We start from the raw sequence: 15,101 nt of genomic DNA on the forward strand, positions 1-15,101 counted from the left end.
AGAAGAATTTTCAGCCTTGTTTACCGGATAACGCCGTGCGGCCCGAGGGGGCGGTGCGGCAGACAGAATCTGCCTGGCGGCTGTAGCGCGGTGGTCCCACCTGACCCCATGCCGAACTCAGAAGTGAAACGCCGTAGCGCCGATGGTAGTGTGGGGTCTCCCCATGCGAGAGTAGGGAACTGCCAGGCATCAATCAGGTGAAGAAGCCCCGTACGGAAGTACGGGGCTTTTTTACGTCCGTCGTCCGGGGAGGGCATGGCCTGCCGGACCTCTGCGGGCTTCACAGATCTCTGTTGCTGCCTGACCGGGCGCGCGAAACCATCATGCCGGAACCCTCCGTCGACTGTCAGCCCATTCTCATCCCGTTTATAGCAACGCGATGAAACGATGGCTTATGACGTATTTCCGCCTCCTTTCCTGAATATAAATAATGTCGTGAAACAGGGTAAGCCTGCCATCATCCCGACGTTATGACATCCGATCTCTTTCAATATCAAAACCAGTAAATCAAACGAACGCGTCACCCCTGCCGTGATCCAAGAAACGGTTATGTCTGTGCTTAACGTGACTTTGGGCGCATTCGTTTTACTGGAAGAAAAGATGGGACGTACAGGGGCTAAATACTGGTGATTTAATTACGTGTTAATGCAGGGAAATATACGTCGGCACGGTAAGATATGAATAAAAAAGTTTGAAAAGCCGGTAATTAAAGCGCCGGGAGGCGTTTTAAAACCGGCTTTTTATTTCACTTACTGACATTATTTATATAATTCAGCGGTGACGTGTGCGTAGTTATTCGTGTCAGCACTAATCACTTTAAAATGCTCGCCCTGCTGTTTAGCCTGTCTGGCGATTTTAGAAACCGCGCCATCCAGCGTTAACGAGGTGGCAGAGACCGTTTCTGCGGCGAAACAACCAAAAGACATCAGTGTCAATGCTACAGCCGCAGCGGCTGATGATACTTTATTGATTTTCATAACATTACCCCTTGATTCCGGTTGATGAAGGAGTCTGTCTGGCTCCGTTAAAATCAAATTAGCAAAAGGAACGCGATCTAAAATTAACGTCGTGTGCTCTAATTAATATCAAGCTGATAAGATTAATTGCAGTGTGTAAAAGTGAATATCATCAGGTTAACTGTGTAGGGATTTAATACGGAAATAACATATTTCAACAATGGGGACGTTATTTTGAACTGACATTTTCAGGCCCTAATCATGAGTAAACAGGTTAAATGCACCAGGATAAAGCGTATTTGCTGAGTACGCACTAATCCTGCCGATTTATTCTCATCTTTTGTAGTTTGTCTCAGCTAAAAACATGCCCTCTTAAGTGGATATCAGCATGCAGAGCGATGTCAGGGCATACGCGCATTTCAAGGTCAGCAAACCGAACCAATGGGCTGGCGCTGTCTGTCAGGCGCGCCCTGCATCGAAAATGCCACGACACCGACAGTCATCCCTGCCACGCAGACCCGCGACAACGACAGGCGCATCCACTGTTTACCTTGTCGCGGTGCATCGCTATATAATCAAATACATTACGCTACAGGGGACCTTCATTGAAAATCAGACCGAATCACCTCGTCTTTACAGGCTTACTTATCTTTACCGCATGGAACAGCTACGCCAGCCGCATCGTGACCGATCAGCTTGGTCGTAACGTTACAATCCCGGATCGGGTTGATCGCGTAGTTGTGCTTCAGCACCAGACGCTGAATCTTCTGGTGCAGTTAAATGCGACAGATAAAATCGTAGGGATACTGGCTAACTGGAAACAGCAGTTAGGGGACAATTACGCAACGCTGGTGCCTGAGCTGACGCATAAAGCAATGCTGGGTGATTTGACCCATGTTGATCTGGAAAAGCTAATTGCACTGCATCCACAGGTGGTATTCGTCACCAACTATGCGCCGAAAGAGATGATTGACCAGATCTCCGCACTGGGCATTCCTGTACTGGCGATTTCACTGCGTCACGATGACGCCGGGCAGCAGGGCGAAATTAATCCCAGTATGCAAAATGAAGATAAGGCCTACGATCCCGGGATAAAGGAAGGCATCACCCTGATAGGTGAGGTGGTGAACAGGCAGCAGCAGGCCAAAGCTCTCATCTCAGCAGCCTTTGCGGGGCGTAAAGAGGTGACTGATCGTCTCCACGATCTCCCTGAACAGCAGCGTGTACGCGCCTATATGGCCAATCCCAGTCTGACGACATACGGTGCCGGGAAATATACGGGGCTGATGATGGCCCATGCTGGCGCACTGAACGTGGCAGCATCGACTATTCAGGGTTTCAGGCAGGTCAGCATGGAACAGGTGGTGGTCTGGAATCCGCAGGTAATTTTTGTGCAGAACCGCTATCCGCAGGTTGTTCAGGCGATTCAGCACGATCCGTTCTGGCAGACCATTGATGCTGTCAAACATCACCGTGTCTGGTTGATGCCTGACTATGCCAAGGCATGGGGCTATCCGATGCCAGAAGCCATAGGGTTAGGTGAACTGTGGATGGCGAAAAAACTCTATCCTGACAAATTTCGCGATGTGGATATGCAGCAGCGGGCCGACCGCTGGTATCGCCGCTTTTACCGGACCGCCTATCATGAAACCTCTCCAGATTCTGGCGGCCGGTAGTCTGCGCGATGTGTGGCCGGTACTGGTTGCCGCGTTCAGCGCGGAATACGGCATAACGACACAAACACACTATGGCCCGGCTGGTTTACTGCGTCAGCGCATCGAACAGGGTGAAGTCGGTGACATGTTTGTTTCGGCCAACCTGCAGCATCCCACAAGCCTGTCGCGACAAGGTCTGGCAGAGGACACCGGTCATTTCATCGATAACAGGCTGTGTCTGACTGCCAGGCGGGAGGATGTCTCTGCAGAAGACGACTGGCTGTCATTACTGCAACGTGATGATTTACGGCTGGCAACCTCAACGCCCCTGTACGATCCCTCAGGGGATTACACGTGGCAGTTATTCGAAAACATTGAGCAGCGATATCCCGGTCAGGGCAGCCGAATCCGGAACAAAGCAAACGCCCTGGTTGGTGGCCCGGACAGTCTGCCTGTTCCTGTTGGCAGACTGGCAGCCCAGTGGCTCATTGATGAAGGCTACGCTGAACTCTTTATTGGCTATGCCAGTTATGCGCCCCGCCTGAGGCATCACCAGTCCCTGCTGGTGCTTAATATTCCCCCTGCTTACAACGTACGGGCGCAATACGGCTGGGCCACTCTTTCACCCTCCGCCATGCCGCTTGCCGCCTTCCTCCATACTGATGAGGCACAGCGTATTTTGCGGCGTTACGGTTTTTTGCCACCGTCTGGTTCCAGAAAGCCCGCACAAGGTAAAGCCTGTCTCTGACCCGCCAGTGCGGGCTGTAACAGTGCCTTGAAACTTTTTCACCTGTCGATATGCAGACTCGACATTTAGCAAAAGAGCCGTTATCTTTGGCTGTCTGGATGTCTAAACGTATATATGGTTACAAGAGGTGATTAAGTCATGCCAATCAGGGTTCCCGATGAATTACCGGCAGTGAATTTTTTACGTAACGAAAATGTCTTCGTGATGACGTCGTCGCGCGCCAGTGTTCAGGAGATCCGCCCACTTAAAGTTCTGGTACTTAATCTGATGCCTAAAAAGATTGAGACCGAAAACCAGTTCCTGCGCTTGCTCTCTAACTCACCTTTGCAGATTGATGTCCAGTTGCTGCGTATCGACAGCCGTGAATCGCGTAACACACCCAGCGATCACCTTAATAATTTCTACCGTAACTTTGAGGACATCCAGCACGATAACTATGATGGCTTAATCGTTACAGGTGCGCCGCTGGGCCTGGTTGAATTTAACGATGTCGCCTACTGGCCCCAGATACAGCAGGTGCTGGCGTGGGCGAAAGATCATGTTACCTCGACCCTGTTTGTCTGTTGGGCTGTACAGGCAGCACTGAATATTTTGTATGGTATTCCTAAACAAACCCGACAGACGAAACTTGCAGGCGTATTTGAACATCAGATTCTTCATCCCCATGCCTTACTGACGCGGGGATTCGATGATAATTTTCTCGCTCCGCATTCGCGTTATGCGGATTTCCCCACTCAGCTGATCACCGATTACACCGATCTGGAATTATTTGCTGAATCGGAACAAACCGGTGCCTACCTGATGGCAAGCAAGGACAAGAGGCTGGTGTTCGTTACGGGTCACCCGGAATATGATGCGTTAACACTGGCGGGAGAGTTTCAGCGCGACTATGACGCAGGGCTGAACCCTGACGTGCCGTACAATTACTTCCCCCACGATGATCCGCAGCGTCATCCACGCGCCACATGGCGTAGCCATGGAAACCTGTTGTTTTCAAACTGGCTGAACTATTACGTCTATCAAATTACGCCGTTTGATCTGCGCCATATGAATCCGACGCTGGAATAAGCGCACTTTCATTACAACTGAACCGTGTTAGCTGGCTGGCAACACGGTTTTTTTTCGTCCTTAAAAAGCTTTGAAAGGCATTACCTAAAGGAAAGTAAAAATAAAACCATAAATTTCAATGCTATAAATATAATATTTAATTAAAATGGAAATAGTTTTTGATTTTAAATTTAAAATACATATGCTCTGATCCTGTAGCTCACTAATCACCCTATTTGTGGATCGACCATGTTGATCTGCCTGTAAACAGGAGAGAGCAAGCATGACAGACTCAGTTATTACCCACGAATTACACTTCCAGAAGCCCTTTTATCATCTTGAAAAACAGCTTCTTACTGAAGAGGCCGTCGCGTTTTTACAGGATCTGGTTATCCGTTTTGCCCCCCAACGCGATACGTTATTAGCGGCGCGACAGGCACGACAAAAAAAGTACGATGCCGGGTCGTTACCTGATTTCGAAATGGAAACGGCTTCCATCAGAGAGCGAGAATGGACGATTCGCGGTATTCCCTCGGATTTACGGGATCGTCGCGTGGAGATTACCGGACCGCCGGATCGCAAAATGGTAATTAATGCCCTGAATGCGAACGTAAAAGTATTTATGGCTGACTTTGAGGACTCCCTGGCACCGACCTGGGAAAAGCTGATGGAAGGGCAGCAAACCCTGCGTGAAGCCGTGGCTGGCACATTGTCTCATACCAGCGAGACAGGCAAGATCTACCAGCTTCGCGCCGATCCGGCTGTCCTGATGTGTCGGGTACGCGGACTGCATCTGTCAGAGAAACATGTCAGCTGGCAGGGCAATGCCATTCCTGGCGGACTGTTTGATTTTGCACTCTACTTTTTTCATAACGTCACGAATCTCCTGGCGAAAGGTAGCGGTCCCTATTTTTATCTGCCTAAAACGGAAAGCTGGCAGGAAGCGGCCTGGTGGCGAGAGATCTTTAGCTTCGCTGAGGATCGTTTTGATCTGGCGCGAGGCACAATTAAAGCCACAGTCTTAATTGAAACGCTGCCCGCCGTGTTTCAGATGGACGAGATTCTGTGGAATCTGCGCGATCATATCGTAGGCCTGAACTGCGGGCGCTGGGATTACATTTTCAGCTACATCAAAACATTACGGGAACATGAAGATCGGGTTCTCCCTGATCGTCAGTCCGTGACCATGGCTCAGCCTTTTCTGGATGCTTACTCGCGGTTGCTGGTTAAAACGTGTCATCGCCGCGGTGCCTTTGCTATGGGCGGTATGTCAGCGCTTATTCCAAGTAAAGACAGCGCACGTAATCAGTGGGTGTTGCAGCGCGTCAGGGAAGACAAGCAGCGCGAAGCCAGTAACGGACATGATGGCACCTGGATCGCACATCCAGGCCTGGCCGATACCGCAATGGCGGTGTTTAACCAGGCGCTGGGCGATCACCCCAATCAGCTTCATGTTCTGCGCCACGAAGACGCTCCGGTGCAGGCCGAACAGCTTCTGGCGCCCTGCGAAGGCGATCGAACGGAAGCAGGGATGCGCGCCAATATCCGTGTGGCATTGCAATACCTCGAAGCCTGGATTAGCGGCAACGGCTGCGTTCCTATTGACGGCCTGATGGAAGATGCCGCCACCGCCGAAATCGCCCGTACCTCTATCTGGCAATGGATCCATCACAAGAAAACCCTGCGCGATGGGCAGCAGGTCACGGCGTCGCTGTTTCAGCAGTTGCTCAACGATGAGTTGCACACGCTGCAGATGAATCTGGGTGATAAGACGTTCAGTTCAGGTCGTTATGAGGAAGCAGCGCGATTAATGGCGCAAATCACTACCGAAAACGAACTGGTTCCTTTTCTTACTCTGCCGGGCTATCGCCTGCTTCCCTGACATAAGGAGTGGTTGCCATGACACGTACACAACAGATTCAGCAACTCGAACAAGACTGGCAGGAAGCACGCTGGCAGGGAATTACCCGCCCTTACAGCGCACAAGATGTTATCTCGCTGCGCGGTTCAGTTCTGCCAGCCTGTACGCTGGCCGAGCGGGGTGCCGGTAAACTCTGGTCATTACTTAATGGCAGCGCGCGCAAAGGTTACGTCAATAGCCTCGGCGCTTTAACCGGCGGTCAGGCATTGCAGCAGGCCAAAGCCGGAATAGAAGCCATATACCTCTCTGGCTGGCAGGTAGCCGCCGATGCCAATCTGGCGGGGCAAATGTATCCCGATCAGTCGCTGTATCCGGTGAACTCGGTGCCTGAGGTTGTCACCCGGATTAATCAGACCTTTCAACGTGCCGATCAGATTCAATGGGCCAACGGCATTGAACCGGGCGACAGCCGCTTTATCGACTATTTTCTGCCCATCGTGGCGGATGCCGAAGCGGGTTTTGGTGGCGTGCTGAATGCCTTTGAACTGATGAAGGCGATGATCAGCGCAGGGGCAGCAGCGGTCCACTTTGAAGATCAACTTGCGGCCGTGAAGAAATGCGGCCACATGGGAGGCAAGGTACTTGTGCCTACCCAGGAGGCCGTACAGAAACTGGTTGCTGCACGCCTGGCCGCCGATGTGATGGGTGTTCCCACCATTCTGCTGGCGCGAACGGATGCCGATGCCGCTGACCTGATCACCTCTGACTGCGATGACTATGACCGTCCGTTTATCCGTGGCGATCGTACCGCGGAAGGCTTCTACCGCACTCATGCCGGCATCGAGCAGGCTATCAGCCGCGGTATGGCTTATGCGCCTTATGCTGACGTGCTGTGGTGTGAAACGTCGACGCCCGACCTGGCGATGGCGCAGCGCTTCGCCGAAGCCATCCATGCCCGCTTTCCCGGTAAACTGCTGGCTTACAACTGTTCGCCTTCGTTTAACTGGAAAAAGAACCTCGACGACAGCACCATCGCGGCCTTTCAGCAGGCGCTCAGTGAGATGGGCTATCGCTTCCAGTTCATTACCCTGGCCGGTATTCACAGCATGTGGTTCAACATGTTCGACCTGGCACAGGCTTATGCTCAGGGCGAAGGCATGCGTCACTATGTTGAAAAAGTCCAGCAACCAGAGTTCGCTGCCCGGGAGCGGGGGTACAGTTTTTCCTCGCATCAGCAGGAAGTGGGCACCGGCTATTTCGATCAGGTCACCACGATTATTCAGGGCGGTCAGTCCTCCGTTACGGCGCTGACCGGATCGACCGAAGAGCATCAGTTTTGAGTGAAGTCTGTGTCTTTCCCGCCCGGTAACGGTGGGCGGGCTTTTTCAGGAGTGGATTATGCCGCCACGTGAATCCCTAATCGCGCACACCATTCTGCAGGGCTTCGATGCGCAGTATGGCCGTTTTCTTGATATTACGGCGGGTGCTCAGCAGCGTTTTGAACAGGCTGAGTGGCTGGCCGTACAGCAGGCTATGAAGGCACGAATTCATCTTTATGACCACCATGTGGCGCTGGTTGCCGATCAACTGCGCGCACTGAACGGGGCGGCGCACTGGGACGATGCTTTTTGGCTGAAGATCAAAAACCACTATGAAACCCTGTTACCCGGTTATCCGCGTTATGAAATTGCTGAAAGCTTTTTCAATTCCGTTTACTGCCGGCTGCATGGTCACCATGCATTACAGCCGGAACGGTTATTTATCTTCAGCTCGCAACCGCCTGCGCCACAACGTCAGGTTTCGCGTCCACTGGCGCGAACCTATCTGCCCGATCGGGGCTGGCAAACACTGCTGCATGAGGTGCTACGCGATGTGCCTTTGACGCTGCCCTGGCAGGATCAGGCGCGCGATGAAGCCTGGATCGTGCGCCATTTGCATGAGGCGTTCTCTTCCGCGCAACTGGCACAGGGCTGGCTGGACGTCTGTTGTGAGCTGTTTTACCGCAACAAAACCGCCTGGATAGTGGCTCGCCTGCATCTGCCCGACGCTATCCTGCCATGCCTGTTGCCGGTTCAGCGCAGCGAGCAAGGTGAATTGTGGATCGATACCTGCCTGACGGATGTGAACGAGGCCAGCATCGTGTTCGGCTTTGCCCGCGCGTACTTCATGGTTTATGCCCCATTACCCGGCGCGCTGGTCGCATGGCTGAAGCCTGTCTTACCGGGTAAAACGCTGGCAGAACGTTATATGACCATCGGCTGCCAGAAACATGGCAAAACGGAAAGCTACCGGGAATATCTGCAGGCGCTGGAGCAAACGGATGCCGCCTTTGAGATTGCGCCAGGCATCCCTGGCATGGTGATGCTGGTCTTTACGCTGCCGGGCTTTGATCGGGTGTTCAAAGTCATCAAAGATCGCTTTGCTCCGCAAAAAGAGGTCACGGAAGAGCAGGTAAGGGCCTGTTATCAGCAGGTTAAAGAACATGACCGTGTGGGACGCATGGCTGACACGCAGGCCTTTGAACAGTTTGCGCTGCCGCTCGCACGCATTACGCCGGCACTGCTGGTGGCGTTCCAGAATACGATTGCCGGAAAAATGCGTATTGAAGGCGATCGCCTGATCATCAGTCATCTGTGGCTGGAACGTCGTATGCAGCCGCTTAACCTTTTTCTGGCTGAGGCCAGCGACAGCCAACGCGCTCAGGCCATTGAAGAATATGGCAACGCGATCAAACAACTGGCTGCCGCTAATATCTTTCCCGGTGATATGCTGTTTAAAAATTTTGGCATCACCCGTCATGGACGCGTGGTGTTTTATGACTACGATGAGATTCGCCCGATGCAGGAACTCCATTTCCGTGACGTGCCTGCGGCGCGTTACGAGGAGGACGAGTTAAGCGCCGAGCCCTGGTACAGCGTTGGGCCAGATGATGTTTTTCCTGAAACCTTTCGTTATGCCCTGTGCAGTGAGCCGAAAGTCGGTGCGCTGCTCCAGCAACGGCATCCCGAAATTTTTGACGCGGGCTGGTGGCGCGCCCAGCAGCGGCGCATTGCGCAGGGGCATATTGAGGATGTTATTGCCTGGCAGCCCGCCCAGCGCTTCTGTGTGCGCTATGGCAGCAGGCTTGCACCGCGGCATAAAATCCCAGAGCACCCCGACCAGGAACGGGAACCGCTTCAGCCGTCACTCTTTGCCAGCGGCCAGGAGTCAAACAGATAACCATCAAAGTCGAGATCGTCCACGTTGGAAAATTCCAGTAAAAGCTGCTTCACATTTTCCAGATGCTGCCACATAGCCAGCTTAGCGGCGCGGGCATCTTTTTTGATCAGCGCGGCAAGAATTTGCCGGTGATCGACCAGCCACGCTTTACGGTATTGGGTATCGCCAAGATGACTGTGCAGCTGAATCCACATAGGGTTGTTTTCGCGCCACTGCCATGACTGGCGAAATACGTCGACCAGCATACTGTTATGCGTGGCTTCAGCGATGGCCAGATGAAAGTGCATATCACCTTTTTCCGGGTTTCCTAGCGAACACGAGGTCAGCTCGCGTTCTTCCAGCAGCAAAGCCTGACGCATTTTGATGATGTCCGCCCGTGTCGCCTGCAGGGCGGCAAACTCCGCGATATTGCTTTCCAGCAACTGTCGCGCCTGAAGCTGCTCAAACGGGCCGGCATCGTTGTGAAAGGAGGGATTTGCCTCACTAATACGGCATGGAGAGTTGTGCGCTGTGACGTAAATACCGGCTCCCCGTCTGACTTCGATCAGCCCTTCGATTTCCAGCATAATGAGCGCCTCGCGAACGACGGTGCGGCTGACGTTAAGCATGCCAGCCATTTCACGCTCGGGTGGCAGGCGCCCGCCCGGGCGATAGGGCGTTTCCACAATGCGCTGCCGGATTTTTGCGGCGACTTGCTGATAAGGACGTTGCTGAGAGACAGATCTCATAGTGATGCTCCCGTCAGATACCGTTGCGGCAAAAATTTTACCACCTCACGATCGGGATAACAGGGTTCAGCGCACGTTAAGATAAGCAGGCTGACGCGTTGGCACGCTGTTTTATTCTTTATTTAACAATAAATTGCGAGAATAATTAAAAGCGGCATCAAGAGATGCCACTTTGGAAACATACAGACTACTTCATCTGATGATTTGTTACTTCAGCATGAAGTCATATTGCATACCGGCTTTCACATCCCAGTAATTGAGCCGGTCACCCAGTGAGCTACCGGGGCGCTTCTCCCTGGCTCTGTCGGCGGCAATATACATGTTCAGGCCTTTAAACGGGCCCTCTGCGACGTTGTACAGGATCGCGCCCATCAGGCCCACTCCGTTGATTCTGGTGTGACGCTGTTTGTCTTCATAACCGTGGGTAAGAATCGGGCCCAGCATAACGACGACGTTCGGGGTGAAGAAATATTGCCCGCCAAGCTGAACAGACAGCATGCCTTCTTTATTGCGATCAATACTCAGCGAGTCGGGATAGCCAATATCCGTATAGATAATGCGACCATCAATATCATGGGTAAGCTTACCCACGGCACCAAATAACCGGGCATTCGCAAACGAATAGGTTAATCGCCCGGAAATCAACGCCGTCTCGTGGTGATAACTGAGAGGCTTACTCATCCCCTCAACCTGACCATAAAAACCCATCAGCTCCCATTTGAGTGCGCGATCGTCAGCAAAGGCATAGGTTTTTTCGACGATGCTTTGCACCTGAGTCGATACATCTTGTTGATAGGAGGCACCCAGTGAATACCGCGAAGAAGCATCGTGCCAGGATCCCACCAGATAGCCGCGGCTCCGATGGGGATGGTATTTCCCTGTTGTGCTGTTAATCACGCCTTCATCACGCACGCCCGTGGCAGAGTCGACATAATAGAACGCGCGCTTACGCCACATTGACCAGAATTCCAGATTCTCCGTCGCCTCAAAGTGGGCCAGTGCACCTTCAGAAATCGTCTGTATCGTGCGTGACGAATTATCGGCGATCAACGGGATGCGCCAGGGCAGGCTGCCGTAACCATAATCCGTCCCAAACCGCCCGAGCGTCAGGCGAAGATTCTCTGCCGGTTTAAGTTTGACCGCGCCAATGGCCACACCAAAGCTGTCGTGACCGTCCAGATAATAGCGGGTGCTCCAGCCGGCGTTTGCACCCAGCTTGTACACATAATACGCTCCCGCGCTCACGCCGATGACGTCATTGTAATAGCGCGTATTCACATCAATCAGCCCACCCTGTACCCAGGCGTAAATATGACGATCTGAACCCGCGCTGGGTTTGTCGGCCCGCCGAAAATCGTTTTTCAGACGAATGCGCAGGCTGTCCTCATCGTCATTAATCGCGGCAGCATAAAGCGGAGAGGACGGGAAAAACAGGCTGACAAGCAGAATGCAAAATAGGGCAATTTTCATCACGTATCCATACCGTATGTGAACAGAGCCGGATGACGTCGGGCCGGGCGGTTATCCGCATGCCTTGCGTTTTACCTTTCCTGACCCGCGTCAACCCGACCAGATTAAGGCCGGGTGCATTTATCCTGTTGCCAGACCTGCTCGTAGTCGTAGCCCGTCAGGGCTTTCACGACCTCTTTGGTTTCGGGTATGCAGTCGGCTTTATCGCCGCCTGCCTTGAGGCGATCAATTTCATTCACCAATACCCGATGCGTTTCGCGTGTCAGTTTAAATTTGAAGGTCATATATAAACTGATCAGTAACAGACCGCCGGTGCCGAAGACCAGGAGCCCGGTAATCGCATTGAGCGCACTTTCCGGTTGAATTAACTGGCCTTTAACAAAATGATTGTGTTCCAGTACCGCACCCACCACCATAATGGCGACGGCCACGGTACTTTTTCGCATCAACGTCATGACGCCAGCAAAAACACCTTCGCGCCGCTGACGCGTGACCATTTCATCCACATCGGGAATAAAGCTGTAAATATTCCAGGGGATAAAGTAAAGCCCCGCACGGCCAAAACCCAGCAGGACAAAAATGAGCGTGGTCAACCACCATGACGACACTGCCGAATGGCCGATAAACATTAAAATCAGATAACCCAGCACACCTAAAATACACAGGTAGGAAATACGCATGGCGTAGGCGGGCCTGACATTCAGTTTATCCAGCATAAACATGAAAAGCAGCGTGGAAGGAATGGAGACGGACGTCGCAATGGAAAGATAGGCCGACGCGTTGGCCGCATCCAGATTTAAACCGTAGACAACAAAGTAAACGAAGACAGCAATAAAAATATCCAGTGCAGTAAATGAAGAGATATAGATAATTAAATGTTGTCTGAATATTTTTATTTTGAAGGTTGTCATTAACTCGACAAACATATTTTTCAGGTGGCTCAATAATCCGAGGCTGGGACCCGTATTGCGCCGTTCAGACTCTTCCGGGTTCATATCTTTTGACTCCCAGGTACAATACCAGGTAATCAACACCACAATAAAGAACAGGCAGGAAAACATAATACCGGTGTAGGTATAGGTCAGCGCCGAATCCTGGCCAAAATACTGAATCACAATGCCCGGCACCGAAGCGGTCAGGAAGGTTCCTACCTGAGAAAATGTCAGGCGGATGGCGGCCATCCGTGTTCTTTCACCAAAATCATTGGTCATTTCTGCCGCCAGGGTTTCCCACGGTACCAGCACCATGGCAACCAGCAGTTCTACCGCCAGGTAGGTGCCAAGGTAGTACCAGTAGTTCATGTCGCTGACCCAGACCAGCGCGTAAACAAACATCATTGGCGCGCTGATGAGCAGGAAGAAGCGACGGCGACCAAAGCGCTTACCGAGCCGGGTACTGCCGAATTTATCGGTGATATATCCCATCACCGGACTCAGAATGGCATCAATAATACGGGCAATAGCAAAAATTGAGCTGGCTTCCAGCATTGAAAGCCCACAGAACGTCGTATAAAAAAACAGTAACCATGTACCGATTAAAGCCATGGACCCACCGCCAAAAATATCAGTAATGCCATAGCCAATGGCGGTGCCTGTCCCCACTTTTCTGCGCACGGGCTGTGCTAACGTTGTCATAATATTCCCTTAATAAAATCGGAGTGGCGCTCAGACGCATTCAGGTGTCGTATAAGCGTGAAAAAGTAATGCGAACTTTTAAATAAAGCTCTAAAGAATAAACAACGCGGGTGTGTGTTTGCGTTGTCAGTCTTTAATGCAGGTGAGTATTTTTTGTTAAATAAATAGTAATTTTTAACGCCGTTATTTAGCGTGGTAAATTTTGGTTGACCAGAATAATGCCCCGCTCTGTGTTCTCTAAAAGGCGCGCTGTTATTTGTACTGATGCGTTAATACGCGTATTTTCGGCGTAGAGCATGGTAATCATTCTGCCCTTTTAAAAAAAAGAGGTCGGTCACAAATACTATGGATGCCGATAAGGTAGACTCAAATTTCCTATTGGTTGACCAGTTGAAAAGGGGAGGGAGTTATTATGTAAGGCGTGTGTTATTTAATGATGAGATGTTATCTAGTTTAACCATTGTGATTTGGTTTTTATTTTCCATTATTAAATTATCTAAGTGAATACATTCTTTAAAGATTAAATATTGCCTGAGATTGGATGTTTTATCTTTCTCACTACTTCTGATTAAAAAAGGACTTCATTATGTTTTATTTTACCTCTGGACTCTCTCCTGCCCCGGCAAAGTTCGAAGCCGCAATGGATGCGGTTATTGATCATGCGATTAATAGCCAGCGTGTTGTGGGTACCACAGTGATGGTGGCTCAGGCGGGAAAACTGATTTATCAACGGGCGGCGGGGTGGGCGGACAGAGAGCAAAATAAAGCCATGTCTGTGGATGCGATATACCGTCTTGCGTCACTCACCAAACCCATTGTCAGCCTGACCGCCATGCGCCTGATCGAGCAAGGGGATATCACACTGGACGACGATATCACCCGCTGGCTTCCGGATTTCCGTCCCTGCCTTGAGAACGGTGAGCCAGCCACTATCCGGGTGCGGCATTTGCTGAGCCATATGTCAGGTTTACGCTATCGTTATTCCGCCCCGGCGGATTCGCTTTATCACTCACGCAATGTGTCAGACGGCATCGACTATCAGCCCGGACTCACCCTGGAAGAGAATCTGCAGCGCCTTGCGGGCACCCGGTTACAGTTCCGTCCCGGCACCGGCTGGCGTTATTCCCTGGGCATCGATGTCCTCGGTGAAATCATGGTGCGGGCGACCGGTAAAAGCCTGCCAGAACTGGTGAATCACCATATAACGAGCCCACTGGGGATGGCAGACACGCTGTTTAGTGTCAGAGACGCGTCGCGACTAACCACGGTCTACACGGACGACAACCCGGTGCCTTCAATCATGCGTGATAATCAGCAGATCCCTTTCGGTGAAGGCGCCGCGATTTTTAGCCCCGGCCGTATTCTCAAACCCGATGCCTGGCCGTGCGGCGGCGGCGGTATGGCAGGAACGGCCCTCGATTTTATGCAAGTGCTGGAAACCGTCCGGCGTGAAGGCGCGCCGCTAATCACGCGTGAAAGTTTTGACTACATGACGCAGGAACACGTGACGGCAAACTGGGCTACGCAGGGGCCGGGATGGGGATTTGGTGTGGGCTGGGCACTGCTGGTGGATCCGGATGCTGCCCTGTCGCCTCAGTCAGCCGGTACGCTGTCGTGGAGTGGAGCGTATGGACACACCTGGTTCGTGGATCGTCAAAACGCGCTGTGCGTGGTCGCCATGACCAATACCACACCGGAGGGGGTGAATGGGCAGTTTCCTGTGATGGTGCGTGATGCCGTCTATAAAGGTTTACTAAGCACCTGATATGACAGGCCATCAGCC

Annotated in this window: 11 protein-coding genes and 1 rRNA gene; 8 read left to right on the plus strand and 4 right to left on the minus strand. The window is 51.9% G+C overall.

Annotated elements, in window-relative coordinates; all coding sequences use genetic code 11:
• The first annotated feature begins 72 nt into the window (after positions 1–72).
• Positions 73–188, plus strand: a 5S ribosomal RNA gene (rrf, locus tag C1N64_RS04085).
• 570 nt (positions 189–758) lie between these two features.
• Here rrf and C1N64_RS04090 read toward each other — a convergent pair.
• Positions 759–977 carry a YdgH/BhsA/McbA-like domain containing protein gene (locus tag C1N64_RS04090; protein ID WP_006122329.1) on the minus strand — a complete coding sequence of 73 codons (219 nt, stop codon included), beginning with the start codon at positions 975–977 and terminating at the stop codon, positions 759–761.
• Between the two features lie 584 nt (positions 978–1,561).
• Here C1N64_RS04090 and C1N64_RS04095 point away from each other — a divergent pair.
• From C1N64_RS04095 to aceK, 6 genes are all read left to right on the plus strand, one after another.
• Positions 1,562–2,632 (plus strand): ABC transporter substrate-binding protein, encoded by a 1,071-nt coding sequence (locus C1N64_RS04095; protein WP_394515265.1) that lies wholly within the window; start codon positions 1,562–1,564, stop codon positions 2,630–2,632.
• Positions 2,601–3,359, plus strand: coding sequence for a substrate-binding domain-containing protein (locus C1N64_RS04100; protein ID WP_054688455.1), 759 nt, complete (start codon positions 2,601–2,603; stop codon positions 3,357–3,359). The genes C1N64_RS04095 and C1N64_RS04100 overlap by 32 nt, the downstream gene beginning before the upstream one ends.
• 138 nt (positions 3,360–3,497) lie before the next feature.
• On the plus strand, positions 3,498–4,427 hold the full coding sequence (gene metA, locus C1N64_RS04105) for a homoserine O-acetyltransferase MetA (RefSeq protein WP_033738928.1): 930 nt from the start codon (positions 3,498–3,500) through the stop codon (positions 4,425–4,427).
• Between the two features lie 262 nt (positions 4,428–4,689).
• Complete coding sequence (gene aceB, locus C1N64_RS04110; protein ID WP_367143498.1) at positions 4,690–6,288, plus strand: malate synthase A; 1,599 nt, start codon at positions 4,690–4,692, stop codon at positions 6,286–6,288.
• Between the two features lie 17 nt (positions 6,289–6,305).
• Positions 6,306–7,607 (plus strand): isocitrate lyase, encoded by a 1,302-nt coding sequence (gene aceA, locus C1N64_RS04115; protein WP_262959730.1) that lies wholly within the window; start codon positions 6,306–6,308, stop codon positions 7,605–7,607.
• Between the two features lie 58 nt (positions 7,608–7,665).
• The gene (gene aceK / locus C1N64_RS04120; protein WP_367143497.1) at positions 7,666–9,486 is read left to right on the plus strand and encodes a bifunctional isocitrate dehydrogenase kinase/phosphatase; all 1,821 of its coding nucleotides are present in this window, start codon (positions 7,666–7,668) and stop codon (positions 9,484–9,486) included.
• On the opposite strand, the gene uxuR is transcribed toward aceK, so the two are convergent.
• The 3 genes from uxuR to C1N64_RS04135 all read right to left on the minus strand — a co-directional run bounded on the left by uxuR (position 9,444) and on the right by C1N64_RS04135 (position 13,318).
• Entirely contained in the window at positions 9,444–10,214 is a 771-nt protein-coding gene (gene uxuR, locus C1N64_RS04125) for a Uxu operon transcriptional regulator (RefSeq protein ID WP_367143496.1), read from the minus strand. The genes aceK and uxuR overlap by 43 nt on opposite strands.
• Before the next feature lie 207 nt (positions 10,215–10,421).
• Positions 10,422–11,684 carry a glucuronide uptake porin UidC gene (gene uidC, locus C1N64_RS04130; protein ID WP_367143495.1) on the minus strand — a complete coding sequence of 421 codons (1,263 nt, stop codon included), beginning with the start codon at positions 11,682–11,684 and terminating at the stop codon, positions 10,422–10,424.
• Positions 11,685–11,788: 104 nt separating this feature from the next.
• Positions 11,789–13,318, minus strand: coding sequence for an MFS transporter (locus C1N64_RS04135; RefSeq protein WP_394515266.1), 1,530 nt, complete (start codon positions 13,316–13,318; stop codon positions 11,789–11,791).
• 586 nt (positions 13,319–13,904) lie between these two features.
• On the opposite strand from C1N64_RS04135, the gene C1N64_RS04140 reads away from it, so the two are divergent.
• Positions 13,905–15,083 carry a serine hydrolase domain-containing protein gene (locus C1N64_RS04140; protein ID WP_375124252.1) on the plus strand — a complete coding sequence of 393 codons (1,179 nt, stop codon included), beginning with the start codon at positions 13,905–13,907 and terminating at the stop codon, positions 15,081–15,083.
• The last annotated feature ends 18 nt before the right edge of the window (positions 15,084–15,101 follow it).

It is taken from the genome of Pantoea sp. SGAir0215 (assembly GCF_043543215.1).